A 26,996-nucleotide genomic window follows, 5' to 3' on the forward strand; every position below is an offset into this window, starting at 1 on the left:
CGGATCCAGTTGCGTTGGGGGCTCCACCGGGGGCGTTTGAGCAGCCGGACGAGGCGGACGCTGCATGACCGGCGGAGCCGGGGGCTGCCAATTGGAGTCCAAATCGGTGGGAAACTGGTTTTCGGGGCTGACCTCGCTCATGACAAGCCTCGCTTCTGGCAGGGTTTGAGTCAATCTTAGGCTAGTATTCCCAGCCTGAGCAGAGGCTTAACCCACTCACCGACAAAGCTCCGGGAAGCTCCCTAAAAATTGGACGGATGGCGAATGAGACTCAAAAACTCCTCACGGGTACGGGGATCCTCCTGAAACACCCCCACCATCGAGCTGGTGACCGTCCAGGAGCCGGCCTTTTGTACCCCCCGCATCACCATGCACATGTGGGTAGCCTCGATAACCACCCCCACCCCGTAGGGATCCAGCACCTCCATCAAGGCCTCAGCAATTTGCCGTGTCAGGCGTTCCTGAACCTGCAGGCGGCGGGAGTACATCTCGACGATACGGGCAATTTTGCTTAGGCCCACCACCTTTTGCTTGGGGATGTAGGCAACATGGGCTTTGCCGATAAAGGGCAGCAGATGGTGCTCGCACAGGCTAAACAGAGACACATCCCGCAACAGCACCATCTCGTCATGGCCCTCATCAAAGATGGCACTGTTCAGTAGCTCCTCCAAAGACTGCCAATACCCACTGGTCAAAAACTTCAAAGCCGCAACCACTCGTTCCGGGGTTTTTCGCAGCCCCTCCCGTTGGGGATCCTCCCCGATCCCCCGCAGCAGCGTCTCCACCGCCGCCACCATAGCCGGATCTGAGACATCCGAGCTACCCAATTCTTCTTCCGCAAAAGTGGCTCGATCTCGAATCACCCGAGACTTGAAATGGGCTTTGTCATCCATTCGAGATTGCGAGCCAGATCCGGGTTTCGCAAGGGTCATAGCAGGATATTCCTTGGTTAACGAAAGGCTAAGAGAACTCGGTGCATGCAACTCAGCTCAGGTGGCATCCAGTCAAAGGCTGCGATAGCCAAGACCATCCTCAGTCAGGGGCAAGCCTAAAAGGCTCCCACCGCAGGCATGAAGGTGAGATCTTCCACCACCGCACCTGTGGGCAACCGAACAATATAGGTAATCAAATCGGCTACCCATTCCGGCGAGAGCATTTTGGAACGGTCGAAGTTGACCCCTACCGTGCCCGTATCCCAGAGGGACGTGTCCACGGCACCAGGGCACAGGCTGGTGACCCGAATGCCATGCTGTCGTTCCTCTTCGGCCAAAGCTTGAGAAAAGCCCATTAGGCCGAACTTGCTGGCACAGTAAGCTCCCCAGTTGGGAAAAGCTCGCTTGCCCGCAATCGAGATGACGTTGACAATCGTGCCGCAGCGCTGCCGGCGCATTCCGGGAAGTACGGCTTGGGCACACAGAAAAGCTGCCGTCAAGTTCAAGTCGATCACTCGCTGCCAATCCGACAAAGGTAAGGTGGCCAAAGGGCCAACGTGGGCCATGCCCGCATTATTGACCAAGACATCGCAGACGCCAAATCGATCCAGGAGAGCCTGCAACTGCTGGGGCAGAGCTGCTAAGTCGGCCAAGTCCATGGGAAAAACCGCTGCCTTACCCCCCTGGTCTTGGATTTGGGCCTGCACCGCCAGCAGATCAGGTTGGGAGCGGGCCACCAGAGCCACCGCTATCCCTTGTCGGGCTAGGGCTAGGGCTACCGCTCTGCCGATCCCTCGACTGGCCCCTGTAATCAGAGCACGTTCGGGAAACTTTGTCTCAAAACTCATTTACAACAAGCCTCTGGAGTGCGCCACACAAGCAAGCGCCGCCCAGGCCTGAGAAACTTCGTTAACTAAGTTTAACACTGATTTTCCGCTGCTTCGCTTGGAATCAGGGCGAGGCGTAGAAACCTTATTCTGTCCTGCTCAAGATCTGGCTGCTGGCTGTTGGATCTCGATCCGGTTGGACGGGATCCGGGGACATGGTAGTGTGGTAAAAATAGTGAAAATCTTTTGCAACAAAAACCGTCATGGCTGAGTTCTTGTTTTCTCCAAGTCCCACTGCCGCGCGGGAGGATCCCTCCTACATCCTTCAGCTTGAGGGCATCAGCAAGGGGTTTCCCGGCCAGCGGCAGTTGGTTTTGCGGGAAGTCGAGTTTCGCCTGCCCCAAGGAGACATCCTCAGCATTGTGGGCCCATCAGGTTGTGGGAAAACCACCTTATTGCGCACCATTGCCGGATTTGAGCAGCCGGATAGCGGGCGGATCCTGCTGGGGGGGCAGGTTGTGGCTGGGGAGGGGCAGTGGATCCCACCGGAGCGACGGGGAGTGGGGCTGGTGTTTCAGGATTTTGCCCTGTTTCCCCACTTGAACGTGTTGGCCAATGTGATGTTTGGCCTCCGACCCACTACCCCGTTTGCGTCGGCGGCAGGGGGTGGCAATCGCTCCCCCTCAACTGAGTTGCGAGCTGAGTTGCGAGGCGCTGCCCAACAGGCGCGGGAACGCGCTTACGAGGTGTTGCGGTTGGTGGGCCTGGAAGACTACACCCATCGTTATCCCCACGAGCTTTCGGGCGGGCAGCAGCAGCGGGTGGCTTTGGCGCGGGCTTTGGCCCCCAGGCCTAGCTTGATCCTGTTGGATGAGCCGCTGAGCAATTTGGATGTGCAGGTGCGCTACTACCTGCGGGAAGAAATCCGCAAAATCCTCAAGCAAACCCAGACCTCGGCCATTTTTGTCACCCACGACCAAGAGGAGGCTCTCTGCCTCTCCGACTGGGTGGCGGTGATGCGGGAAGGCCGTATTGAGCAATGGGGATCCCCGGAGGAGGTTTACCGGGAGCCGGCTACTCGCTTCGTGGCAGAGTTTATTACCCAGGCCAACTTTCTGCGCTGTGAGCGGCGGGAGTTTGGTTGGCAGGCTGAAGAGCTGCTGCACATCCCATTCCAGGCTTTGAGGGATCAGCCCGACCCCAGCTTGCGCTGCGCAGAGTTGATGGTTCGACAGGAGGAGTTGCATTTGCATCCTGATCCTCAGGGCGGCATTGTCATTCGGGATCGACAGTTTTTGGGGCGAGAGTACCGCTATTCCCTGATCACAGCAGCCGGCAAAGAATTGCACGCCCTAGCCCGGGAAGCCCTGCCTGTGGGCGCGCGGGTTCACATTGCTGTTGGGCAAGGTCGGCTGTTCCCCCTCGCTGAGGGGTCCTCCGTGGCTGAAAAAGAGCCAAATCGCGCAAAAAGTAAAAGTGTTGCCTGAGTCGGGGTTCTTTTGCACACCTTTAGCAACCCATCTTCCCCGCGACACGAAAGCCTTCGCCTCAGATAGGGCTTAGACTGGCAAGACGGTGGTCCAGGCTGGTAGCTCCCTCTGGAGGGACAAACTGGGTAGGCTGTTGGTGGAGCATGCCTCTAACCCCCAAAACCCTGAACTTTGCTGAATTTACTGAGCTTTAGGCGGTTTGGCAAAAGTCATTGAGAGGGATATAGTAGACCAAGTTTCCCCCTGATCCTTGAGTCCACCGCAACGGTTGCCGGGAAGTGAAGGGGGAAAGCGCTCGGGGGGTATTCCTCAGGGCTTTGCGGGATACCGCCTTCCTGTTTGGACTCCGTCCCGCTGACGCGAACAGAGATAGGCAGGATGCGATCGCTTCTTTCCTGAACCATGTTCAGGAGAGTTCAGCGTGAATGTATCAGGATTCAGTGCCAAGCTATGCAGGGATCCCGCATCGTGGCAGGCCCATCGGAGAACCGGATCGCCTTGGCGGAGTTCCGGGTGGGCGTGGATGCGGTCATTTTCTCCATCGACACTGAGCAGAATCGCCTCCTGGTGCTGCTGGTGCGGCGGCGGGAGGATCCCTTCCGCGGTTGCTGGGCCCTGCCAGGAACACTGGTGCGGCGCTCAGAATCCCTAGAAGCAGCGGCCTACCGCATCTTGGCGGAGAAAATTCGTGTTAAAAACCTCTATCTGGAGCAGCTCTACACCTTCGGGGGGCCGGAGCGGGATCCCCGCGAGGCCGAGGATGGCTATGGAGTGCGCTACCTGTCGGTCAGCTACTTTGCCCTGGTGCGGTTCCAGGATGCTGAATTGCTGGCAGACGGAGTGGAGGGCATTGCCTGGTATCCCGCCGACCAAATTCCCCCCTTGGCCTTTGACCACGAAGAGATTTGCCGCTATGCCCGCCGTCGCCTCTGCGCCAAGTTGGAGTACAGCCCGATTGCCTTTGACATTTTGCCCGCCACCTTCACGCTAGGGGAGGTCTATCAGCTCTACGGCACCGTTTTGGGCGAGGGGTTCTCCGACTACTCCAATTTTCGCGCCCGCCTGCTAAAACTGGGCATTTTGCGGGATACCGGCCAGAAAAGCACCCAAGGCACAGGCAGACCGGCAACCCTCTACCGTTTTGATGCGGCTGCTTTCGAGAAAATCCGTCATAAGCCGATGGTGTTTGTCTAAGGGATCCCAGCTCACCAATGCTAATCCGGCCAGTCCAGCCAGATCGTTAACGTTCTCCCCACGGCTAAAGCCGGGGGATTTTTTCCATCGCTCCACGCTCCTCGCGCTTCGTTGCAATGGGCTACACGAGGGCCTATATCCTCGTGGGGGACGCCATCTCCTCAACTACTGAGATGCCAAAACACCCCAGATACTTCTACTTCACCTTTAACGCTGCACCCTTCCATAAGCGGGTGGAGCGAGTCTCCCGTCCTGTCATGAGACGGTGACTTATCCCCAGGCATGAATGCCGGGGCCTGCGACGCCGAGTTTTCGGTCAGCAGCAGCCAGAGAGCTGTGCTAAGATTAGAAACCATGATTGGTATTGTTTCAGGAGTTCTCCAAGCATGTCTGCAGCAATAGATATTGCTGATGCTACCTTTGAGGCAGAGGTGCTGCGCAGCGATATTCCGGTTCTGGTTGATTTTTGGGCACCTTGGTGTGGCCCCTGTCGGATGGTGGCTCCTGTGGTTCAGGAGATAGCTGAGCAGTATGTTGGCAAAGTTAAGGTTGTAAAAATCAACACCGACGAGAACCCTCAAACTGCCAGCCAGTACGGCATTCGCAGCATTCCCACCCTGATGTTGTTCAAGGGCGGCCAGAAAGTGGATGTGGTGGTTGGCGCCGTACCCAAGGCAACTCTAACCACGATTTTGGAAAAGCACTTCGACACACCTGCCGAAGCCTGAGGGCTATGCCTTGGGTGTTTCAGAATGTAACTTTTGGGTTCTGGATTAGAACCCAGCTGCCATTTTGTGCCGAGAACTGATTAAAGTAATTCCAGAGAACTTTAGGATCCCAGCTTGACCGATTCCGTTTCTTCCCTTCTGCAAGAAGTTTTTTCCAACGCTGAGACCCGCCTAAAGCAGTTGGAGTATCATCCCAACCGGACGGCCTGGCTGCGTATTGTGCAGTCGCTGCAGCGCATGGGATCCCTGGAGCTGAGCCGTTTAGATGCCAAGATCTTGGCGGCTACTCTTGAGGATCTGGAGCAGGGGTTTGCCGCCTTCCAAAACTATGCCCACCAACGCAAGATCACCGTTTTCGGGTCGGCACGACTGGGGCCAGAAAGTCCCGAATATCGCCAGGCCCAGTTGTTCGCCTACTGCATCAGTCAACGGGGATTCATGGTGATGACGGGGGGCGGCGGCGGCATTATGGAAGCCGGCAACCGAGGGGCAGGGCTGGAAAACTCTTTTGGGCTCAATATCCAGCTTCCCTTTGAGCAAATGGCCAATCCCGTTATTGCTGCCAGCGATCGGGTCATCAACTTCAAGTATTTCTTTTCCCGCAAGCTCTTTTTTGTTAAAGAAACCGACGCGCTGGTGCTTTTTCCCGGCGGTTTCGGCACTCAGGATGAAGCCTTTGAATGCCTAACCCTGATGCAAACCGGCAAAACCAAGCTCATGCCCTTGGTGCTGGTGGACAGAACAGGTGGCTGCTACTGGAAAGAATGGGACGAATACGTGCGGGAGCACCTGCTTGGTCGCGGCCTGATCAGCCCAGAAGATCTCTTCCTCTACACCCTAACCGACGACGTGGAAGATGCCTGCCAGCAGATTGTCGATTTTTATCGCGTCTTTCACAGCAATCGCTACGTGCGGGAGCTCCTGGTTTTGCGCTTGAACACCAGACTCTCACCGGAAGCCCTAGACATCTTAAACGAAGAGTTTGCCGATATTCTCGATTCGGGCCGGATCGAGCAAACTGGGGCCTTGCCGGAGGAAGCCGAGGAAGATATTGCCCATCTGCCACGGCTGGTGATGCACTTCAACCAGCGCAACTTCGGACGGCTATGGCAAATGGTGCGCCGGATCAACAAGCTTCACCCGGAACAGCCGGATCCTCTGCAAATGCGCCCTGAACAAAAGTAGATGTATCAGCGCTCTCAGAACCATCCAAGAACCAGCAGCCAATTGTTTTGGTGGTGCTCCCAATGGGCCGGTTGTTTGTCAAAATCTGCGGCATCACCCGTCAGGATCAGGCGGAGGCCATCGCCGCGCTGGGGGTGAGTGCCCTTGGGTTCATCGCGGTGCCCAATACCCCCCGCTATTTGCCCCTCTCGGAAATGGCTCGTTGGGTGGGATCCCTGCCCGGCCCTGTGGAAAAGGTGGGGGTCTTCCTGGATCAGGATCCCCGCGCCATCGCCTCCTGGGTGGAAACGGTGGGCCTCACGGCTGTCCAGTTGCATGGCCAAGAATCCCCGCAAGATTGTCAGCAATTGGGGGAATGGCTTCCCGGGATCCGCCGCATCAAGGCCCTGCGCGTCCGCCAGCCGCAAGATCTGGAAGTGGCCAATCTCTACCGAGACTGTGTGGAGATGCTGCTTTTGGATGCTTATCACCCCCAACAGGCGGGTGGAACGGGGCGAACTCTGAATTGGTCAGAACTTGCCCACCGCTCCCTGCCCTTGCCTTGGCTACTGGCTGGTGGGCTGAACCCGGACAATGTTCTGCAGGCGCTCAGCCACCTGCAGCCAAGCGGCATCGACCTCTCCAGTGGTGTGGAACGTCGGCCAGGCGATAAAGACATCGACAAAGTCCGGCACCTGCTGCAGCAGCTTGGCTCCCAAGGGTGGGAGATTGCTCCTACTCTGCCGCCGATAACGCCAAGCGCAACGGGATGATCATTTGGCTGGGTTCCTACTGCAGCGACTGAATATCCAACCCCGGCTCGAACATCAGCTCTTTCACTTCCCCAAATCGGCCCATCACTCCAAGCTCCCGGTCGTTAAAGGTCACCAACACACCGCCCGCATTGCCGGTACGCAACACGATTGACTGCTCCGCTTCCCAATTCAACTCGGCCCCTGGCTGTAAGGTGGCCTCAAAAACCGTTTGCCCATCGGCGATGACCCGCAACCAGGAAGGGCGCTCCACAACGCGAATATCCAGACGCACCGGCTTGCGCCCCGCCCCCCCTGAGTGAGCTTCCAAGACCTCGGGGAAGACGCCTTGGATGCGCGTCCATTGGTCGAGGGTGGGAAACAGTTGGCGGGCCGTGGGCTGAGCTGCCGACAGAGTGGGATCCGGGGAGTTGGCAGCAGGCGGTTGCTGGCCGGAGCCTTCCCGGCCAACTGTTGGCAGGCTCACCAGCCAACGCCCAAAAGGATTGCCTGTGCCCTCCAAAAGAGCTGATAATCCCCCCACCGTCAGCACAATCAGCACCACATAAGCGGCCCAAAGGTGGAGAGGGCGCAGGGCAAAGGCAGGTTGCTGGCCGACAACAGCAAGAGGAGCTGGCGCGCGGGGGGTTTTGGCCGATAAAAGCGGAGAGGCACGCCGAGAGAGGGTTTCGCCATCCAACCCCAAATAGTCGGCATAGCGCTTGAGAAACCCTTGCACATACACCGGCTCCGGTAACCGGCTCAAGTCAGCTTCCTCCAGCGCCTGCAGATATTGGCAGCGAATGAAGGTATCGTTAGCTACTTCTGTCAACGTCAGTCCCCGTGCCTCCCGTGTTTGCCGCAACAGGGATCCCAGGGCTTCTAAAGAGTGTGCTGGCTCTTGCATCATTTGGCCACCTGCGGAAGAAAGGAGGCTACTGTGAGAGTTTGCACTCAGTTAGAGGCTCTGACGAGCTAATCGCGTGAGCGGGCCGGAGGCCTTAGAGGGCGCTTCCCGATCGCGTAAGCGGGACGGAGTCCTTGCGAGGATAAGCTGCTGTGCCCGGTGAGAGGGGCCAGCAAAGCTTGGAGCTCATGGGGATCCAACTGGCGGAACTGGCCTGCTTTCAGGTTGCCCAAGCCCAGTGGGCCAATGGCTTCCCGATGTAAGCTGAGCACCGGATGCCCAAGACGCTCCGCCACCCGCCGAATTTGCCGGTTGCGTCCCTCAAACAACACCACCCTCAGCCAGGAGCAATCAGGATGCTCCCTTTGCCGGAAATCCGGGGCAGGACAAAACTCCACCTCCGCCGGCAGGGTGGTGTACCCCTCTAAGTCTACTCCGTCTCGCCAATGTTGCAGAGTGGCCTGACTCGGATGCCCTTGTACCTGTACCCGGTAGGTTTTGGGCAGATGATAGCGCGGATGGGTCAGCTTCAAGGTCAAGTCGCCATCATTGGTGAGCAGCAAAGCGCCACTGCTGTCCGCATCCAGCCGGCCCACCGGGTAGAGGCGGGTTTGCCGTTTCCAAGATGGGGGGAGCAGATCCAGCACCGTCTTGCGTCCCCAAGGATCTGCACAGGTTGACAAAACCCCCACCGGCTTGTGCAGGAGCAAAACATAGCGCGCCGGATCCTTGGCCAAAGGGATCACCTGACCATCCACCTCGATGCAATCCCGCTCTGGGTCGGCTTTGGAGCCCAGCTCAGTGACCACCTTCCCATTGACCCGAACGCGCCCGGCCAGGATCCAGGCTTCCACCTGGCGACGCGAGGCCAATCCCTGCTGAGCCAAGAGCTTCTGTAGCCGTTGGGGTTCTGCCATGGGGATTTGAACAGCAAAAGCAGCAACCGAAGCTGGGGGTGCTAGGCGGCAGAGCCTGGGGCCTCCGGCCCGCTTACGTGAACGGGGTTGGAGAGCCGGTCGGACAAATCAGCAGAATTGGAGGGCAACAGCAGCATCTCCGAGTAAACTACCCGACTCCGACCGCTAAAGTGGTACGGAGCGGGCTTTCAGTAGCCCTGAGCCTGCTCTGCTCTACCAGAGAACAAAACAGGCCTGAACCTCTAGGCTGGTTTACGACAGCCCCCAAAAGCGCAATCACATTCGCACCATTCAAATCCGCATCTCCTTCCCATCCACAGTGCCCACACTTGAACGACTTGCCACTGCGGTAGGACTTGCCCTGCTCAGGGTGGATGTGTAAACACTTGTGACAGGTCTGCGACGTGTAAGCAGGCGGCACAAGAACCAGAGAAACCCCTGCAGCCCTCGCCTTGTATTCCAGAAACTGGCGTAGTTGGTAGAACGCCCAACTGTTGGCCCTGCGCCTTTCGGTTTTGCCGCGCGGCTGTTGATTGACTCTTTCCCGGATCCCTGTCAGGTCTTCCAGAGCAATAGCGCTGTTGGTAGCTTTTGCCCTAGAGACAATAGCTTTGGAGATGCGATGATTGACCCACACTTGAAAGCGTCTCTCCTTGCCAGACAGCCGTTGCAACAGTTCTCTGCATCTGCGCCGCGAACTGCGGGTGCCCTTACTGGCTTTGCGTTGGAGTGCCGCCCTCAACCGGGAGTAGTGGTCGCGGACTCTGTTCAACTGCTGTCCATTCCAATTGTCCCCGTCTGACGTATGGGCAATATCCGTCCTCCCCAAGTCCACCCCCAGCACTCTGCCCGTGCGTTGCGGTGGGGATGGCTCCGCTTCCACACAGATTTGAATGGAGTAGGAGCCGTCTTTACGCTTGACCAGAGTGGCAGATTTGGGATTGGAGCCCGCCAGCCGTTCTCTCTGGTAGCGGCCAATCGCCAGCTCAAAGCGCTCCCGACCCTCCACCGTGGTCAGCGACACCGTCCAGTCTTTCTCGCGGAACGAAAAGATACGAGCGTCGTAGGTAGCGAAGCCCCCTTTGAACGCTTTGACGGGGCGGTTTTTCTGTTGGGCAACTTTACGGGCGCCGGCCAGCCGTCTGCAGACCTGCTGGTCGCGTAAGCGGGACGTAGTCCTTGCCAAGTTACTGGACAAGCCAAACCGAGCGCGAATCTGGTAATAGCAAAGGGACTGGAGTTTGACTGCGTTGACTACTTTTTCTGGTGTGTTTTGGTTGACCCAGTTCAACGCCTGCACAAAGGCATCCATTGTCGCATCCAACTTTGCGGCTTGCGACTGGGACACCTTGAGCTTGCAGGAGACGGTCAGGACTTGGGTCATGGTTCTATCATAACTTCCGCATTCCTCCCGACACTGACCCTACGGGTACAGTGCGGGGCTCCTGCGATTTCTAGCTGAAGGGCAACCTGCAGGCTCGGCCAAGGCCTCCGGCCCGCTCACGCGAAGGGAAGATTTTTGCCTCAAGGCCCCCAGAGCCGCCATGAGCTGCGGCAGAGCCAGCAAAAGGTGCTGAGTGGCCTGTTGGGGTTGCCCTTTCAAGCAGGAAACCAAAGCTTCGGCAACACTCTGGTTTAGGGCCTGCAGAGCTCGGAGTGGAGTAGCACCCCCTAGAGAGGGATCCGGTTGCAGTGGGCTTTGAACATCCATGAAAAGGCAGAAAAGGCATGAACAGCAACCTTACAGCCCTTTCGCAGGTTGACCACAACAACGCCGCTGCCCATTGGAGCAGAGCGCTCTGGTTTGCGCAAGTGTGCCGCAGACATGGAGTCCTGTACGGATAGACGATCGGGGGAAGGGCTGTATAGCTCCCTTAAGCCTAACAAATCCAAAAACTTCAGGGCCTCCGGCCCGCTTACGCGAACGTCAAAAACTTTTCTTGGATGTTGTCCGCATTGCTGCAAAGCAAAGGCCCCTCTATCTAGTGGCCATCAAGGCAGATCCTTTGCTCTCTCGTGCAAAGCAGGCTGAGCTCCAGCGCGGATCCCTCGAAATGGTGCAACTATTCGCCGCTCGATTCGTTTTCTTCGCCCTCGGCGGTGTCCTCAACCCCAGCTTGGGATCCCTCCGGTTCCTGGGCCTCAAAGGTCGGTCTCAGTTGGTTGAGCAGGGCCAAAACACGGGATCCCCGCTCCAAAGAGCGATCCTGCAAAAACACCACCGTTGGCACCCGTCGCAGGCTGAGGCGCTGGCCGATTTCCCGCCGCACAAAGGGTGTGGCCGCTGCTAGCCCTTCCATAGCTCGGTGTTGAGCTGTCTCATCCCCATAAATGCTGACGAAGATGCGGGCATTTTGCAGGTCATTGGAAACCTCGACATCCACAATGCTGACCATCCCTGCCCCAACCCGGTCATCTTTGATCTCCGAGAGCAGGATTTGGCTGACCTCTCGTTTGATCAGCTCTGCTACCCGTGCCACCCGTCGCGCTGTCGCCATTTTTGGATACCTAGGCTAACATCATCCGCAAGCCTGCTCTGGCTGGTGTGGAGCTCAGCCCTTGCCGGCTCGATCCCAAGAACAGTAGCCAATGCTACGAGCATCTCTTCCTTCCACCTTTATCCTGAGTCCATGTCCATCTTGCCTTGAGTATGAATACCTAAAGCCATCGATGGATGGATGGAGACGTGATGATCAAGACGCCAGAGGCGCTGCGGCGCTCCATTGAGCAGTTCATGCTGAATGTGACGGAGCCGCTTGACCCGTTGCTTTCCCTGAAGCTGACTCAGCTGGTGGTGATGTTGGGGGATACAGCTTACGCGATGGGATACAGCGATGGCCAGCAAAAGCCAGAGGAGCGCTGCCGCTATTGTCCCAGTCGGGTGTTCGACAGTCTAGAGCTTTGATAGGGTTCTTCAAGGTTCTTTAGAATGTAGCTTCTGGCCGCCCCGGCTCCCAGCCTTGGGGGGAGTGAGTTGAAAGGGACGGTGGCAACCAGCCAAGATGGGATCCCATTGCTTGGCAGCCTATGACTTCCCCCGTTTTGCTTTGGCATCGTCGCGATCTGCGGTTAGGGGACAACACAGCCCTGCATGAGGCAGCCCAGCGCAGCTCCCAGGTGGTGCCTGTCTTCATTTTCGACCCGCAGATGCTGAGACGGTCGGACATGGCCCCAGCTAGGGTGGCCTTTTTGCTTCAGGCTCTGCAAGAGCTCCAAGAGCGCTACGCCCAGATGGGGATCCCACTGATCTGGCGGCTGGGGGATCCCTCGGTGGAGTTGCGGTGCTTGGCCACAGACCTGGGAGCCAGGGCCGTGTTTTGGAATGCCGATGGGGAGCCGTTCGCCCTACAGCAAGAGAGTCGAGTGCAGGCCAGTTTGGCCGCAGCCGGGATCCAGTCCTTCTCCTACCAAGATATGCTGCTGCACGGGCCGGGGGAAGTGTTGACCCAGGCGGGGGAGCCCTATTCGGTCTTCACTCCCTTCTGGCGCAGGTGGGCGAGCTTGCCCAAGCGGGATCCCTACCCGATTCCCAAAGGGCTACAACCGGTGTCCGGTCTGAAGGCGCAGCCTCTGCCCACTTTGGCAGATTTGGGCTTTGTCTGCGACCAGCGGATCCCGGCAGCGGGGGAAGCAGCGGCTCAAGCCCTTTTGGAAGACTTTTGTCAGGGTTTGCGCATTTTGGACTACGAGCGAGCCCGCAACTTCCCGGCTGAGCCGGGCACTTCTCTACTGAGCCCCCACTTGTGCTGGGGAACGATCGGCATTCGCCAGGTGTGGCAAGCCACGCGGGAGGTGGAAGCCGAGGTGCGCAGCCAAGAGGCCGAAAGCAGCTTGCAAACTTGGCGGCAGGAGCTGTGCTGGCGAGAGTTTTACAAGCATGTCTTGGCCCACTGGCCCCACGTGGAAACCGGAGCCTATCGACGAGCCTTCGACGCCCTGGAGTGGGACAATCGGCAGGACTGGTTTCAGGCCTGGTGCACCGGTCAGACGGGATACCCCATTGTGGATGCGGCCATGCGCCAACTGAACGAAACCGGCTGGATGCACAACCGCTGCCGCATGATTGTGGCCAGCTTCCTGACCAAGGATCTGCTTATCGATTGGCGCTGGGGGGAACGCTACTTTATGCAAAAGCTAGTGGATGGGGATCTGGCGGCCAATAACGGCGGTTGGCAGTGGAGCGCCAGTGTGGGCACGGATCCCAAGCCCCTGCGCATCTTCAACCCGGCCACGCAAGCAGCCCGCTATGACCCGGAAGGAGAGTACATCCGTCGCTATCTGCCGGAGCTGGCACGGCTGGATACGCCGGCTCTGCTGTGGGTGGGAGATGACCCCAAGGGAGCCTGGGCTTTGCGGGAACGGCGAAGTTGTGGCTATCCGGATCCCATTGTGGATCACAAGGTGCAGCAGCAGGCGTTCAAACGGCGCTACCAGGCGGTGCAGCAGGCCTACTCTAGGTCTGTTCGAGACGGTCTCCCCCCTCCTTCCTAGTCCTCTGTGCCGCTGCCCCCTCTCTCGACGACGGCAGACAAAAGGCAAGACAGGTGCCATTTGAAATGACCACAAAGCAGGTCTGTGTAGTTGTAGTCAATTCAGTTGACAATGAGACGGTGTTAAAGGCAAGATGACGTGGGAGTAGACCTCAGGAGGAAGCTTCATGACCTATAGCTTAGACCTGAGAGAGAGAGTCGTAGGGTATGTCCAGGAAGGGGGCAGCCCCACTGCAGCTGCACAGATGTACAAAGTCAGTCGTGCAACGGTTTATCGCTGGCTGAACCGAGAAGACCTGAGGCCGACAAAAGTCAAGACTCGGAAGCGAAAGATAGACTTGGTCGCTCTGCAGCAAGACGTAGAACAGTACCCAGAAGCTCGACTGAAGGATAGAGCCCAGAGGTTTGGCGTCCATCCCAGCGCTATTTACTATGCTCTTAGGAAGATGAAAACAACGCGAAAAAAAAGAGTTAAGGCACCGAGAGCGGGATTGGCAAGAGAGAATCCAAGAGAGAATCAACGACTCTAGGGTCTTGAGGGAGTTGGTTCAGAAGTATGGAAGTGAGAGTTTAGCTTACAATGGGCTCTGCACCGCTGACGCGAATGATGAGAGAATGACGAGACAGGGTTTGGGGAGATACGCACCTGTTTTATGCTTGGCCAAAGAGAGGGGAGAAAGTTTATGGGAAGAGAGAGAGCTGAGTAGCCGGTAGGAGGAAGGAGAGAGGGGGTTTGATAGCCCCGACGCTTTTTCAAGTAGCTCGAATGCGGAAGAATTTGAGGGACACTAAATGCCGAGTTTGGAGAGGACATCTGTATTGACTCTGGGCAATGGGCCGATTCAAAGGCCTAGGGCCTGCTCGGCGAACGGAAGGGAAGGATAAAGGATTTGATGAAAGCGGCAGGGCAGGAGGTGGTTTTTTGCTGAGGCCCTCGCCAGACTTGAATGAGATTGAGGGTGACTTTAGTGCTCTCAAGAGGGCAAGGATGCATGCTGATAGAGGAACTTCTGTGGATGAAGTGATAAGGCCTGCGGTCCGCTGTTGCAGACGGAACTGTTGTACTGGCTAGCGTCTCATTGTTATTTGGATTGACTATGGCGGCTATTCCAGCAGCAGCGAGAGGAGGGCTAGGGATCTTCAGGGCAGTTGCAGCACCTGAACGGGCGAACCAGCAGGGATCTGGGTTGTCCCTACTGGCAGCACAGCCAAGGCATTACAGCCAGCCAGACTGATGAGATTGCCGGAATTGAGGTTGGCGGCGGGCTGAAATTGGATCCCCTCAGGCCTGACCTGCAGCCGTCCCCAGAGATAGTGTTCCCGCTGACCGTCGGCATGCAGATCCACCGGGCTGAAGGCGGAGAGGATCTGCCAGTAGGGGGGCAGGGATCCGCCCATTTTTCGCAGGGCCGGGTGCAAAAAGCGCCAGAAGGTCACCAGGGCAGAGGCAGGGTTGCCCGGCAGGCCAAAGTAGAGCTTGGGGGGGCCGTGGGGATTGGGAAAACGAGCCACCGTCAGGGGTTTGCCCGGCTTGATGGCCACGCTGCGGATGAAAATCTCGCCTCCCAACTCCTCCAGCACCTTTTCCACCAGGTCAAAATCCCCCACCGATACCCCTCCGGAAGAGATCACCCCATCGGCAGAGGCCAGGGCCTGCTGGACGACCTGCCGCAACACCTGGGGCCGATCCGGCACGATGCCCAACTGGATCGGGATCCCACCCGCTGCCTTGACCAGAGCCGCCAGGCCGTACTGGTTGGAATCCACGACCTGCCCCGGCTCCGGCACCTGCTGGATGGGCACCAACTCATCCCCTGTCGAGAACAGGGCTACCCGGGGCTGACGAAACACCGGCACCATCGCCTGTCGGATGGCGGCCAAAACGGCCAGCTCCGCTCCGCCCAAAGCCTGCCCTGCCGGCAGGAGGGGATCCCCCTGGCGGGCAAAGTCTCCCTGAGGCCGGACAAATTGGCCCCGCTGCGGACGCTGCAAGAGGCGAACGGTTCCCGGCGAAGGTTGCTGCGTGTCTTCCTGCATCACCACGGTGTCCGCACCGCTGGGCAAGAGGGAGCCGGTGTAGAGACGCACCGCTTGTCCAGGCTGGAGCTCTCGGGTGGGTGCCTTTCCGGCGGGGAGAGTCTCAATCACCTGCAGCTCACAAGGGATCCCCGCTTGCACATCTTCATGGCGCACGGCATAGCCATCCATGCTGGAGGTGGGCCGGGCCGGAAAATCTTGGGGGCTATACACAGTTTGGCTGAGAACGCGGCCTTGGGCGGATCCCAGCTCCACCCACTCTGGGCCCAGCGGCTGAGCCGCCTGCAAAATCAGGGCTTCTGCTTCCGCCACCGGCAGCATCACGGCTTTTACAACCCCCTTCTCCAACACCTTTCTTCAGCATCCAGAAGTCGGTTCCGCCAAGGCCATTAAATTACAACTTAAACTGCGGACAGCGGCCATCAATTCCGACCTTGGCATGAGAAGTGTATGACCAGGATCCCACCAAGCCCCAGAGCTGGCAAGAAGTCGCAGCAAGTTGCCCATTGGGAGCTGCAGCTCTTTCGAATTCGGGATCCCGGTCTTGCTGGGGAGATGGGGATCCCGGCAGCATTGCAGCCGGCCACAGGCTATCTGGCTGCCGCGGCTGCGGAAGCTGGATACTGGTCGCGTAGCGGGCGTAGCCTTAGGACGACTGAGCCACCGGATAGCTCGAGTGCAGCAAGCGAGGTGTCTATGTTAAATGCCGCCGTCATCCTCACGATCTTCCTTGGCTTCTGGGGAGTCGTGGTCAAGCGCAACCTCATTATGAAGATCCTATCTATGGATGTTATGAGCACCGGGGTCATCGCCTTCTTCGTGATCTGGGCAGCCCGGAGCGGTGTGTTCACCCCCATCTACAAACCCTGGCGCGAGCTGGACTATGCCGACCCGGTGCCTCAGGGGATCATCCTCACGGCCATCGTCATTGGCCTATCGGTACAAGCCTTGATGTTGGTGGGGGTGATGAAGCTGTCCCGCAATCATCCCACCCTCGAAGTCGAGAGCATCGAACAGGCAGTCGCGTCAGGGGCGCAGAGCACTTCTACCGATGACTGAGCTGACGCTGGTGTGGGTGGCATTGCCCTTTCTGCTGGCCTTCACAACCTACTTGATGCCAGCCCTAACCCGTCCCAGCCTGGTGGGGATGGCTGCGCTGACGGTGGCCTATGCGGTGCAGCAGGGGGGCTTGCCCGGCACAACCGCCACACCCCTGGAGCTGCAGCTTTTGGATCACTTCGGGGTGACGCTGCGGATCGATGCCAATGGAGCAGCGATGCTCTTGGCCCACGGCCTGGTCACGCTAGGAGTGGCCCTGTATTTGGATAGACGCTTTGCGGGCAGCCGCTTTCTGGCCATGCAGTTGCTGATCGTCCACGGTAGCGCCAACGCCGTCATCATCAGTGCTGACCTGATCAGCGTCTACGTTTCCCTGGAGGTGCTCAGCATCGGCGTGTTTTTGCTGCTGACCTACGGGCGGCGGGCTGAGGGCCAACCCACAGTGGAAGAAAATGCTCCGCACCGCGATCGCCAGCTCTGGGTGGGGCTGCGCTACCTTTTCATGAGCAATGTGGCCATGCTCTTCTACCTGATGGGCGCAATCCTGGTCTATGTGCGCACGGGATCCCTGGCGATGAGCAGTTTGGCTATGGCCGACCCCACGGCCTTGGCGCTGATTGCTGTGGGTCTTTTGGCCAAGGGGGCGATCTTCGTTGCCGGCCTGTGGCTGCCCCTCACCTACGTTACCGCGGATCCCGTTGTTGCGGCGGTGCTCAGCGGTTTTACGACCAAAGCAGGAGCCATGGCTTTGGTGCGCTGCAGCGAGGCTTCGCCGGTCTTGGCCCAGGGGTTGCCCTACTTGAGCGCTGGTTCAGCCGTTTTCGGGATCCTACTGGCCCTGATGGGGAGCACGCCCCAGCACCTTCTCGCCTGGAGCTCGGTATCGCAGATGGGATTTGTGATTGCTGCCCCTCAATGGGCAGGTTTGTACGGTCTTGCCCATGGGTTGGCAAAGCCCTTGCTGTTTGTTGGAACAAGCGTGACCCATCCCTGGCGTTGGCCGATGCTGCTCTTGGGGACGGCTTCCCTGGCAGGGGTACCCGGCAGTTTGGGGTATGCGGCCAAGGCCCTCAGCTTGTCTGCTCTGGATCCCTGGCACGAGTGGCTGCTGGTGGGGGTTACCGTCGGCACCACTTGTTTAGGCGTGCGAGTGCTGCGGGCACCTGTTTCTCCAATGAAGGGGGCAACCACCTCTGCAACTCCTTGGCAAGATAAAGTGGCACTGGTGCTTTGGGGTGGGGGCTTGCTCTGGGGCTGGCTACCGGCGGCCTATGGCGCTGACAATCTTCTCAAGGCGCTCCTCAGTTTGGGCGTTGGGATCCCCCTAGGCTGGTTTTGGGAGCGGATCCCTTTGAAGGGAGGGTCGGTGAACGAAGGGCTGGAAGCAGTGGTGGGCGGCTTGAGCATAGTGTTGGTGCTGGTTTGGGCTCTGTTAGCTGTGGGGAACTATGGGACGCTACCCTGAGTTGGGTCTATTGGAGATCGGCCTGCGCCTCTTAATTTGGTTTCTGCTGACGGGCAATCTGAGCTGGGACAATGTGGCCATCGGGGTGGCGGCAACGTTGCTGCTGCCGCGCCAGGCTTCCGCACCGGTGCAATGGCGGGATTGGGGGCGAGTGCTCCAGGAAATTCTTCTCGCCATCCCAAGAGCCTACTGGGAAGCCTTCGAGATGATCCTCAAGCCCCACACTGTTGAGGAAGTTGTATACAAACAAACCCTGCCCAACCGTTCAGCAGGGCTGGTGTTTCTGGATATCTTTTTAATTACCTTCACGCCCAAAACCATCGTGCTCAATTGCAATGCCCAAGGCACTTATGAAGTCCATGTGCTCAAGCCGCGGGAGGACGTGTGAACCTACTGCTGTTTCTCCTGACCCTAACGCTGTGCTTGCCCCTGTATGCCGCTTGGCTGAAGGAAGATATTTGGCAGACGATGCTCGCCTTTGCCAGCTTGGCCACAAAGACGGCCATCCTGATTTTGGTGGTGTCGGTGGTGCGGGATGATTGGATGATCGGGATTGTGGGGGTTTTGATTTTGTCGGTGGGCAATGCGGCCTTAATGCTCTTGGCTCATGTACTGAAACGGCTGGAAATGCTTTAGAAAGGCCCTGGGGGTAGGTATGGGAGTCTGGGTGGAAGGTCTGAGCTATCTGTTGTTTGGGATTGGTGTGCTGTTTTGGTTGTGGGGAACGGCGCCGCTCCTTGGGGATCGCTCGATTTTATTTAAGCTGCACGGCCTTTCGGTGTCGGACACCCTGGGCTCTATGAGCATCATGCTGGGGCTGCTGTTGCGGATCCCACGGGAATGGCCCCTGTTGGTGTTGGCACTGATCTCCCTGGCTATTTGGAATACCATTCTGGGCTATGTGCTGGCGTTTTGCTCGCAGCGCAAGTCCCTATAGGAGGGCAGGATGGAAGAGACCCTGTTGCTGGTGATGGCGTTACTCCTGCCCCTGACGGCAAGCTTGGTGGTGACTCAGACCAATCCCTACCACGCCTTGGTAATGCGAGGGATCCTGGGGACGATTGCCGCCCTGATCTATGCGCTGTTTGGGGCGGCGGATGTGGCCCTGACCGAGGCACTGGTGGGCACTATGCTTTCCATTACCCTCTACGCCATTGCGGTGCGCTCTTCGCTGAGTATGCGCCTGGGCGTTCTTGAAGGCAGCCCTGTGCTGGAGGCCAGTACCTCAGCAGCACGGCAGTTGTTACAGCAGATGCGCCAAGGGCTACAGCGGTACCACATGCGCTTGGAGTTGGCCGCCTATGGGAGTTCGGAGGCGTTGGTGGCTGCTCTTCGCAGCCGAGAGGTACACACCATTGCCCTTGAGCCCGGTGGAGAAGCAGCAGAGTATCGCCTGGTTACACGCGTACCCCGCCTGCAGGCCATTTTGGCGCAGCAAGCTCTGGCCGCTGAGGTGATGGCGACATGAAGTGGGTGTACGGGATAGCGGTGCTGCTGGCAGCCCTACAGCTCATCGTGGGCGAGGTGGGATCCGTTTCCCTCAATCGCGCAGCGGGCGTAGCTTTAGTCGAGGCAGTGGAGATTCTGGCCAGCGAAAGCGGTGTGCCCAACACGGTGACGGGTCTCATTCTGCGCAACCGCCTCTACGATACGGTCTTTGAAGTGGTGGTGTTTTCCACGGCAATTTTGGGCGCCCAATATCTGCTGGCGGATGAGCAGCCGACAGCCAATGTAGCTCAATTTACCGATATTCCCTCGATTGTGTTGGCGCGAGTGGGAGCCACCATTTCGGCTTTGATTGCGGTGGAGCTGGCCATTCGAGGGCACCTGACGCCGGGCGGGGGCTTTGCTGCTGGGGTGGCGGGGGGGACGGCCATTGGCTTGGTGGCGATCACCGCCTCTTCCGCCTGGATGGAGGCCATCTACAAACGGTGGCGGGCTGCGATGTGGGAGAAGCTGTCGGTGGTGACGTTTATCGGGGTGGCTGTGATGGCTCTGGCTGGCTGGGAATTGCCCAGAGGGGAGTTGGGAGCTCTGTTTAGCGGCGGTTGGATCCCGATTCTTAACATTTTGGTAGCCATCAAGGTGGCGCTGGGATCCTGGGCGGCAGTTTTGATCTTTATTCGCTACCGCGGCTTGTTATGAGGTTTCAAATGGGTTGATGAGAGGCACCCCTGTCCTGGCAAAATCACGGACATTACGGGTAACCAAGGTCAGTCCGTAAGCCAAGGCTGTAGCCGCTGGTTGTTTGTCAACGACGTCTTGAGGGTAAGGTACCCACAAGCATCCCCACACACCAATAACGACTAGCCCTTTGTTCAAGAGCTTTGACAATGGCTGCGTCAACGTTGCGAACAATTAACCTGGCCATAGAGCGTCTCCTCGCTCGGCAGATCCCTCTGCGACCTTGCCGCATAGCCTTTGCAAGTGCAACACCCAAAAAAGAGGGATCCCGATGAGCAACTTGACCTGCAGGTGACCTCTACAATAGAAGGCTGACTCTGCCACCTGGTGGGATCCCTATGCCGCGCCGCACCGATATCCACAAAATCTTGCTCATTGGAGCGGGGCCGATTGTCATTGGCCAAGCCTGCGAATTCGACTACTCGGGCACCCAAGCCTGCAAAGCCCTGCGGGAAGAAGGCTATGAGGTCGTTTTGGTCAACTCCAACCCCGCCACCATCATGACGGATCCCAGTATGGCGGAGCGCACCTACATCGAGCCGGTGACGGTGGACTTTGTGGCCAAAATTATCGAGCGGGAGCGCCCTGATGCTTTGCTGCCCACCATGGGCGGCCAGACGGCCCTCAACGTGGCGGTGCAACTGGCCCAGCAAGGGATCCTGGAGCAGTACGGGGTGGAGTTGATTGGGGCCAAGCGGGAGGCCATTGAAAAAGCCGAAGACCGGGATCTCTTCAAGCAAGCCATGCAGCGGATTGGCTTGGCCGTGCCCCGCTCTGGCCTGGCCCACACCCTGGAAGAAGCCAAGCAGATTGCCCAGGAGATCGGCTATCCCCTCATCATCCGCCCGGCCTATACCCTGGGGGGCACCGGTGGTGGGGTGGCCTACAACCAGGAGGAGTTTGAAGAGATCTGCGCTGCCGGCTTGGAGGCCAGCCCCGTTTCCCAAATCTTGGTGGAAGAATCGGTCATCGGCTGGAAGGAGTTTGAGCTGGAGGTGATGCGGGATCTGGCGGATAACGTGGTGATCATCTGCTCCATAGAAAACATCGACCCGATGGGGGTGCACACCGGCGACTCCATCACCGTGGCCCCAGCCCAAACCCTCACCGACAAAGAATACCAGCGGCTGCGGGACTACGCCATCGCCATCATGCGCGAAATTGGCGTAGAGACCGGGGGATCCAACGTGCAATTTGCCGTCAACCCTGCCAACGGTGAGGTGCGGGTGATCGAGATGAACCCGCGGGTCTCCCGCTCTTCTGCTTTGGCCAGCAAGGCCACCGGCTTTCCCATCGCCAAAATTGCCGCCAAATTGGCAGTGGGCTACACGCTGCCGGAGATCCCCAACGACATCACCCGCAAAACTCCGGCCAGCTTCGAGCCCACCATCGACTATGTGGTCACCAAGATCCCTCGCTTTGCTTTTGAAAAATTCCCCGGCGCAGAGCCGGTTCTCACCACCCAGATGAAATCGGTGGGGGAGGCGATGGCCATTGGCCGCACTTTTCAAGAATCCATCCAGAAGGCCCTGCGTTCTTTGGAAATCGACCGTCCCGGTTTTGGCAGCGATAGGCCGGAGGTTTTCCCCAAGCCGGAGGAAGTGCGGGCCAAGCTGCGCACCCCCAACCCCTTCCGCCTGCTCACCATCCGCACCGCTCTGCTCATGGGCTTTTCTGCCCAGGAGATTGCCCAGCTCACCCACATCGATCCCTGGTTTATCGACAAGCTACAGGAGTTGGTGGAGGTGGAGCAAGCCCTCAAGGGGCGGGAGCTGGGATCCCTGAGCGCTGACGACTTGAGACACCTCAAGCAAATGGGCTTCAGCGACCGACAAATTGCCCACCTCACTGGATCCACGGAACATCAGGTGCGGGCCTGCCGCAAAAGCCTGGGGGTGATCCCCACCTACAAAACTGTGGATACCTGCGCCGCCGAATTTGAGGCTGCTACCCCCTACCAGTACTCTACCTACGAGAGCGAGTCGGAGATTTTCCCGGCCCGCAAAGAGAAGGTGATGATCTTGGGAGGTGGCCCCAACCGCATCGGCCAGGGGATCGAATTCGACTACTGCTGTTGTCATGCTGCCTTTGCCCTCAGCCGCCTGGGTTACGAAGCGATCATGGTCAATTCCAATCCGGAAACCGTTTCCACCGACTACGACACCGCTGATCGCCTCTATTTTGAGCCGCTCACCCATGAAGAGGTGATGAACTTGGTGGATGCTGAGCAGCCGGTCGGCCTGATCGTGCAATTTGGCGGTCAAACTCCCCTCAAGCTGGCGCAGGGGCTGGCAGCAGCCCAGGCTCCCATCTGGGGAACTTCCCCCGATTCCATCGACATTGCTGAGGATCGGGGGCGCTTCGAGCGCATCTTGCGGGAGTTGGATATTCGCCAACCGGCCAACGGCATTGCCCGCAGCGTGGAAGAAAGCTTGGAAATTGCCCGCCGCATCGGCTATCCGGTGGTGGTGCGGCCCAGCTACGTCTTGGGGGGACGAGCCATGGAGATCGTCTATTCCGACCAAGACCTGCAGCGCTACATGCAACTGGCGGTGGCGGTGGATCCGGATCGTCCGGTGCTGGTGGATCAGTTCCTGGAAGAGGCGGTGGAGGTGGATGTGGATGCCATTGCCGACCGCACCGGCGCTGTTACCATCGGCGGCATTCTGGAGCACATCGAGCAGGCCGGGATCCACTCGGGCGATTCGGCCTGTGTATTGCCCAGCCGCACCCTCAGCCCCGACGTGCTGCAGGTGATTCGCCAATGGACGGTGAAGTTGGCCCAAGCCCTGAAGGTGGTGGGCCTGATCAACGTGCAATACGCCGTCCAAAAAGGTCAAGTCTACATCCTGGAGGCCAATCCGCGCGCCTCCCGCACCGTCCCCTTTGTCAGCAAGGCCATCGGCCATCCGCTGGCAGACTACGCCGCTCAAGTGATGAGCGGCAAAACCCTAGCCGAGCTGGGCTTTACCCAGGAGGTGATCCCCTCCCACATTGCCGTCAAAGAAGCGGTTTTGCCCTTCCACAAGTTTCCCGGCACCGACACGCTGCTGGGGCCGGAGATGCGCTCCACCGGTGAGGTGATGGGCATTGACACGGACTTTGGCCGCGCTTACGCCAAAGCCCAACTGGCGGCGGGGCAGAATCTGCCTCTCCAGGGGACGGTGTTCATCAGCGTCAGCGACCGGGATAAACAGGCGGTCATCCCGGTAGCCCGCGAGTTTGTGGGGCTGGGCTTTCGCCTGTTGGCCACCGAAGGAACCCAAAAAGTTTTAGCCGAGCACGGGATCCCGGTGGACAAAGTCCTCAAGCTGCACGAGGGACGGCCCCACGTCATCGACGCCATCAAAAACCATCAGATTCAGCTCATTATCAACACCCCTTCCGGTGTCGAGGCTCAGCAAGATGGCCAAAAGATCCGCCGCACTGCCCTGGCCTACAAGATCCCTCTGGTGACAACCCTGGCAGGAGCCAAAGCCACTGCGGCTGCCATCCGTGCTTTGCAGTCGGGATCCCTGCAGGTGAAGTGCTTGCAGGATTTTTTCTCTGTCTAGGATTCTGGAGGAAAAAAAGCAGGTCCCGGACGGCACCTCTTTCCTAAACCTATCCTTAAGAAACGTCTGCTCAAGCTTGGCTGCCATCAACTGCCAGTGACCGACCTTCGCCGGGAAGCTCTCAAAGACCTCCAAATTGCAACATATCGGTGCTGATTTGTATCGACAAATCCATTTTTTTCACATTCCCGTTGCGGAAGTTAGGGATCCCTGTCGGCATCCCTAAAACTGTCTAGGCTGAAAGGAGAGGATGCTTTTAGCGGTCGGCGCGGGAAGAGTTTTGCCCCGTTCAAGGAAGCCGACAAAGCAGAGAATGGTTTTGTCTCTTTAGGAGTTGGCCTATGAGTACGGTAATTCGCCGCTCCTCGGCTGCACGGCAGCTCTGGAGTTGGAATGGCTTTTGCCAATGGATAACCAGCACCGAAAACCGGCTTTACATCGGCTGGTTTGGCGTATTGATGATCCCGACCTTGTTGGCAGCAGCCTTTTGTTTTGTAATCGCTTTTATTGCTGCTCCGCCGGTGGATGTGGATGGGATCCGCGAGCCGGTGATCGGCTCTTTGATAGGGGGGAACAATCTCATCTCGGCGGCGGTGGTGCCCACGTCGGCGGCCATCGGCTTGCACTTTTATCCCATTTGGGAAGCCGCCTCTTTGGATGAATGGCTCTACAACGGCGGCCCCTACCAACTGATCGTGCTCCATTTCCTGATCGGGGTGTGGTGCTACCTGGGCCGGCAGTGGGAGCTGAGCTATCGCTTGGGCATGCGTCCCTGGATTGCGGTGGCGTTTTCCGCTCCGGCGGCGGCGGCTACGGCAGTGCTCTTGGTCTACCCCATCGGCCAGGGCAGTTTCTCGGAAGGCTTGCCCCTGGGGATCGCCGGCACCTTCTACTTCATGCTGGCTTTCCAGGCGGAGCACAATATCCTCATGCACCCTGCTAGCTGGCTGGGGGTGGCCGGCGTCTTTGGCGGCGCTCTGCTGGCCTCCCTGCACGGCTCCCTGGTGATCTCCAGCCTAATCCGCGAGACCTCGGAAGAAGAATCACAAAATGCCGGCTACCGCTTCGGGCAGGAGGAAGTCACCTACAACTTCCTGGCCGGGCACTACGCGTTCTTGGGGCGGCTGGGGTTCCCCGGCCTGGGCCTGAGAAACAGCCGTTCCGTCCACTTCTGGATGGCGGCCCTGCCCACAGTGGGGATCTGGGCGGCGGCGATAGGTATCGGCATAATGGCCTTTAACTTGAACGGCTTGAACTTCAACCAGTCCATCCTGGACAGCCAGGGCCGCTTCATCCCCACCTACGCCGATCTCCTCAACCGCGCCAATCTGGGGATCCAGGTGATGCACGCCCCCAACGCCCATCATTTTCCCTTGCTGCTGGCGGCTCAACCCTAAGGCAGGCTAGGGGCAGTCCAGCCGGAAAGCGCGGTGAATAGCTTGCAAGGCCGGGATCCCTCGATCCCGGCGCACTACACAGCTCACCTTGATCTCCGAGGTGGCGATCATCTCGATGTTGATTCCGGCTTCGGCTAGGGCTGCAAACAGGCGAGCAGCCACGCCAGGGTAGGTTTCCATCTCGGCGCCGACAATGCTGACCTTGGCAATGTCGTGATCCGCGTCAACGCCTGCCGCCTGCAGCTCCTCGGCCACCTGCCGGCAGACTGCCTCAGCAGCCATCGCTTGATCCTGAGGCACGGTAAAGGCAATGTCGGTACTGGGGATCCCGTTGTGGTAGCCCCGCTGGCTTTGGATGATGGTGTCCACGATGATCCCAGCAGCCGCCAAGCGCCCAAACAAATGGGCGGCAGTTCCCGGACGATCCGGCACTTTGCGAAGGCCCAGCCGCGATTGCTTCAAATCCAAGGCAACACCGCGTACCGGGTGGCTGTCTTGAGGGGCAGGCGGCACCTTCGCCCGATGCAAGTGGGGGATCACCTGGAACGACTCTCCCAGAGCCAAGGCGGCATCCCCGGCCCGCTCCGCAGCCACCACACAGCTCACCTTGATCTCGGACATGGAGATCATCTGCAAATTGATCCCGGCCTCGGCCAGCACCTGGAACATTTGCGCCGCGATCCCAGGTCGGCCCATCATCCCCACCCCGGCAATGCTGACTTTGGCCACCGCCTCATCCACAATCACCGCTGCACACTGCAGCTCTTGGCCAATCTGCCGGGCAACGGCTGCAGCCTCGGCCACCTGCGACCGACTGACCGTAAAGGCAATGTCATTGGTGGGCTGGGGCACGGATCCCTGCGGCAAGGAGTCCGTCCCGCTGGCGTGAGCGGCTGTGAACTGGAGCGACTGCAAAATCAAATCCACATTCACCCCTGCCGCCGCGATCCCCTGAAAGAGCTGGGCGGCAATGCCAGGGCGATCCGGCACCCCCACCAACACCAACTTGGCCTGATCCCGATCCAGCTCCACCGTATCCACCGCCAGGCCCAGCTCGATACTGCTGTCGGCAGCACGAGGACGGGGGGGAGGAGAAAGAATGAGAGTGCCCTCGCATCCCGCCTGCAACGGCTCCAAGCTGGAGCGCACCCGCAGCTTCACACCGTAGTTGCGGGCAATTTCCACCGAGCGGGGATGCAGCACCTGCGCCCCCAGGCTGGCCAGCTCCAGCATTTCATCACTGGTGATCTCCGGCAACAGCCTGGCCTCAGGCACCTTACGCGGATCCGTGGTGAAGATCCCCGGCACATCGGTGTAGATCTCACACAGCTCTGCTCCCAAAGCCACTGCCAAGGCCACCGCCGTGGTGTCGGATCCCCCCCGACCCAGGGTGGTGATCTCCAGCTCCGCCAGGCTGGTGATGCCCTGAAACCCGGCCACCACCACCACCTCTTCCCGCTCCAGGTGCTGCCACAGGCGGTCGGTGTGGATGTGCAAAATGCGGGCCCGGCTGTGATCCCGAGTGGTGACAATGCCCACCTGGGCTGCCGTCAGGGAAAGGGCAGGACACCCCAAGCGTTGCAGCGCCAAGGCCACCAGGGCAATGCTCACCTGCTCACCGGTGGAAAGGAGCATATCCCATTCCCGCAACTGGGCCGGTGTGGTCGGGGATCCCTGCAAGATCTGCTCCCCCAAGCCCACAAGGCGATCGGTTTCATCCCCCATCGCCGAGACCACCACCACCACCCGATGTCCCCGCTCCACCGTGTGGGCCACCCGTTGGGCCACGGCCTGGATACGCTCGACAGAGCCGACAGAGGTACCGCCGTACTTTTGAACGATTAAGCTGCGTTCCATGAGAGAAGAACGAGGTCAGGGGCGGTTTGGATCCTACCCCGG

The 26,996-nt window shown here is 58.8% G+C and carries 23 protein-coding genes and 3 pseudogenes; 17 read left to right on the forward strand and 9 right to left on the reverse strand.

Annotation, left to right across the window (positions count from 1 at the left end; translation table 11 throughout):
• Positions 1-242: 242 nt before the first annotated feature.
• Together folE and ACVW0C_RS06660 are read right to left on the reverse strand one after the other, a co-directional pair.
• Positions 243-812 (reverse strand): annotated as a pseudogene (gene folE, locus ACVW0C_RS06655) (GTP cyclohydrolase I FolE); the annotation flags it as partial.
• 236 nt (positions 813-1,048) lie between these two features.
• The gene (locus ACVW0C_RS06660; protein WP_414341872.1) at positions 1,049-1,780 is read right to left on the reverse strand and encodes an SDR family oxidoreductase; all 732 of its coding nucleotides are present in this window, start codon (positions 1,778-1,780) and stop codon (positions 1,049-1,051) included.
• A gap of 242 nt (positions 1,781-2,022) precedes the next feature.
• Between ACVW0C_RS06660 and ACVW0C_RS06665 the strand changes: the two genes are divergently transcribed.
• The 5 genes from ACVW0C_RS06665 (at position 2,023) to ACVW0C_RS06685 (ending at position 7,108) form a co-directional block, all read left to right on the forward strand.
• Complete coding sequence (locus ACVW0C_RS06665; protein WP_457384699.1) at positions 2,023-3,246, forward strand: ABC transporter ATP-binding protein; 1,224 nt, start codon at positions 2,023-2,025, stop codon at positions 3,244-3,246.
• Positions 3,247-3,699: 453 nt separating this feature from the next.
• Complete coding sequence (locus ACVW0C_RS06670) at positions 3,700-4,443, forward strand: NUDIX hydrolase (RefSeq protein ID WP_457384700.1); 744 nt, start codon at positions 3,700-3,702, stop codon at positions 4,441-4,443.
• 386 nt (positions 4,444-4,829) lie between these two features.
• On the forward strand, positions 4,830-5,171 hold the full coding sequence (gene trxA / locus ACVW0C_RS06675) for a thioredoxin (protein ID WP_011431863.1): 342 nt from the start codon (positions 4,830-4,832) through the stop codon (positions 5,169-5,171).
• 114 nt (positions 5,172-5,285) lie between these two features.
• Positions 5,286-6,356 (forward strand): LOG family protein, encoded by a 1,071-nt coding sequence (locus ACVW0C_RS06680; protein WP_414341868.1) that lies wholly within the window; start codon positions 5,286-5,288, stop codon positions 6,354-6,356.
• A gap of 62 nt (positions 6,357-6,418) precedes the next feature.
• Positions 6,419-7,108 carry a phosphoribosylanthranilate isomerase gene (locus tag ACVW0C_RS06685; RefSeq protein ID WP_457384717.1) on the forward strand — a complete coding sequence of 230 codons (690 nt, stop codon included), beginning with the start codon at positions 6,419-6,421 and terminating at the stop codon, positions 7,106-7,108.
• 16 nt (positions 7,109-7,124) lie between these two features.
• Here the strand turns inward: ACVW0C_RS06685 and ACVW0C_RS06690 are convergent, their stop codons facing one another.
• From ACVW0C_RS06690 to rbfA, 5 genes and pseudogenes are all read right to left on the reverse strand, one after another.
• Positions 7,125-7,652 (reverse strand): DUF4115 domain-containing protein, encoded by a 528-nt coding sequence (locus tag ACVW0C_RS06690; RefSeq protein WP_414408085.1) that lies wholly within the window; start codon positions 7,650-7,652, stop codon positions 7,125-7,127.
• Between the two features lie 132 nt (positions 7,653-7,784).
• Positions 7,785-7,997: pseudogene (locus ACVW0C_RS06695) on the reverse strand (helix-turn-helix domain-containing protein); the annotation flags it as partial.
• Between the two features lie 65 nt (positions 7,998-8,062).
• A complete protein-coding gene (locus ACVW0C_RS06700) occupies positions 8,063-8,911 on the reverse strand; it encodes a pseudouridine synthase (protein ID WP_457384701.1) in 849 nt (282 codons plus the stop codon).
• A 148-nt stretch (positions 8,912-9,059) separates the two neighbouring features.
• Complete coding sequence (locus tag ACVW0C_RS06705; protein ID WP_457384702.1) at positions 9,060-10,295, reverse strand: RNA-guided endonuclease InsQ/TnpB family protein; 1,236 nt, start codon at positions 10,293-10,295, stop codon at positions 9,060-9,062.
• A gap of 679 nt (positions 10,296-10,974) precedes the next feature.
• The gene (gene rbfA, locus ACVW0C_RS06710) at positions 10,975-11,409 is read right to left on the reverse strand and encodes a 30S ribosome-binding factor RbfA (RefSeq protein WP_457384703.1); all 435 of its coding nucleotides are present in this window, start codon (positions 11,407-11,409) and stop codon (positions 10,975-10,977) included.
• Between the two features lie 191 nt (positions 11,410-11,600).
• On the opposite strand from rbfA, the gene ACVW0C_RS06715 reads away from it, so the two are divergent.
• The 3 genes and pseudogenes from ACVW0C_RS06715 to ACVW0C_RS06725 all read left to right on the forward strand — a co-directional run bounded on the left by ACVW0C_RS06715 (position 11,601) and on the right by ACVW0C_RS06725 (position 14,473).
• Complete coding sequence (locus tag ACVW0C_RS06715) at positions 11,601-11,816, forward strand: hypothetical protein (RefSeq protein WP_238376842.1); 216 nt, start codon at positions 11,601-11,603, stop codon at positions 11,814-11,816.
• Between the two features lie 122 nt (positions 11,817-11,938).
• The gene (locus ACVW0C_RS06720; RefSeq protein ID WP_457384704.1) at positions 11,939-13,402 is read left to right on the forward strand and encodes a cryptochrome/photolyase family protein; all 1,464 of its coding nucleotides are present in this window, start codon (positions 11,939-11,941) and stop codon (positions 13,400-13,402) included.
• Positions 13,403-13,568: 166 nt separating this feature from the next.
• Positions 13,569-14,473: pseudogene (locus tag ACVW0C_RS06725) on the forward strand (IS630 transposase-related protein).
• A gap of 68 nt (positions 14,474-14,541) precedes the next feature.
• Here the strand turns inward: ACVW0C_RS06725 and ACVW0C_RS06730 are convergent.
• Positions 14,542-15,789 carry a molybdopterin molybdotransferase MoeA gene (locus ACVW0C_RS06730; RefSeq protein WP_457384705.1) on the reverse strand — a complete coding sequence of 416 codons (1,248 nt, stop codon included), beginning with the start codon at positions 15,787-15,789 and terminating at the stop codon, positions 14,542-14,544.
• Positions 15,790-16,134: 345 nt separating this feature from the next.
• Here ACVW0C_RS06730 and ACVW0C_RS06735 point away from each other — a divergent pair, with 345 nt between their 5' ends.
• The 9 genes from ACVW0C_RS06735 to psbA all read left to right on the forward strand — a co-directional run bounded on the left by ACVW0C_RS06735 (position 16,135) and on the right by psbA (position 25,097).
• Positions 16,135-16,497, forward strand: a complete 363-nt coding sequence (locus tag ACVW0C_RS06735; RefSeq protein ID WP_414408265.1) for a cation:proton antiporter subunit C — start codon at positions 16,135-16,137, stop codon at positions 16,495-16,497.
• Positions 16,490-17,962: a cation:proton antiporter gene (locus ACVW0C_RS06740; protein WP_457384706.1), complete on the forward strand. Its 1,473-nt coding sequence runs from the start codon at positions 16,490-16,492 to the stop codon at positions 17,960-17,962. Before ACVW0C_RS06735 ends, ACVW0C_RS06740 begins: the two co-directional genes overlap by 8 nt.
• Positions 17,946-18,350: a Na+/H+ antiporter subunit E gene (locus tag ACVW0C_RS06745; protein ID WP_041436089.1), complete on the forward strand. Its 405-nt coding sequence runs from the start codon at positions 17,946-17,948 to the stop codon at positions 18,348-18,350. The genes ACVW0C_RS06740 and ACVW0C_RS06745 overlap by 17 nt, the downstream gene beginning before the upstream one ends.
• Complete coding sequence (locus ACVW0C_RS06750; RefSeq protein ID WP_011431878.1) at positions 18,347-18,598, forward strand: hypothetical protein; 252 nt, start codon at positions 18,347-18,349, stop codon at positions 18,596-18,598. The genes ACVW0C_RS06745 and ACVW0C_RS06750 overlap by 4 nt, the downstream gene beginning before the upstream one ends.
• Positions 18,599-18,617: 19 nt before the next feature.
• Positions 18,618-18,899 carry a monovalent cation/H(+) antiporter subunit G gene (locus ACVW0C_RS06755; protein WP_457384707.1) on the forward strand — a complete coding sequence of 94 codons (282 nt, stop codon included), beginning with the start codon at positions 18,618-18,620 and terminating at the stop codon, positions 18,897-18,899.
• 9 nt (positions 18,900-18,908) lie between these two features.
• Positions 18,909-19,430: a DUF4040 domain-containing protein gene (locus ACVW0C_RS06760; protein WP_414357736.1), complete on the forward strand. Its 522-nt coding sequence runs from the start codon at positions 18,909-18,911 to the stop codon at positions 19,428-19,430.
• A complete protein-coding gene (locus tag ACVW0C_RS06765; protein ID WP_457384708.1) occupies positions 19,427-20,107 on the forward strand; it encodes a Na(+)/H(+) antiporter subunit B in 681 nt (226 codons plus the stop codon). The genes ACVW0C_RS06760 and ACVW0C_RS06765 overlap by 4 nt, the downstream gene beginning before the upstream one ends.
• 377 nt (positions 20,108-20,484) lie before the next feature.
• Complete coding sequence (carB, locus tag ACVW0C_RS06770) at positions 20,485-23,700, forward strand: carbamoyl-phosphate synthase large subunit (RefSeq protein WP_457384709.1); 3,216 nt, start codon at positions 20,485-20,487, stop codon at positions 23,698-23,700.
• Positions 23,701-24,041: 341 nt separating this feature from the next.
• A complete protein-coding gene (psbA, locus tag ACVW0C_RS06775) occupies positions 24,042-25,097 on the forward strand; it encodes a photosystem II q(b) protein (RefSeq protein ID WP_414329388.1) in 1,056 nt (351 codons plus the stop codon).
• Positions 25,098-25,103: 6 nt separating this feature from the next.
• Here the strand turns inward: psbA and ACVW0C_RS06780 are convergent, their stop codons facing one another.
• Positions 25,104-26,954: an aspartate kinase gene (locus ACVW0C_RS06780; RefSeq protein ID WP_457384710.1), complete on the reverse strand. Its 1,851-nt coding sequence runs from the start codon at positions 26,952-26,954 to the stop codon at positions 25,104-25,106.
• Positions 26,955-26,996 lie beyond the last annotated feature (42 nt).

This window comes from Thermostichus sp. OS-CIW-26 (genome assembly GCF_054058395.1).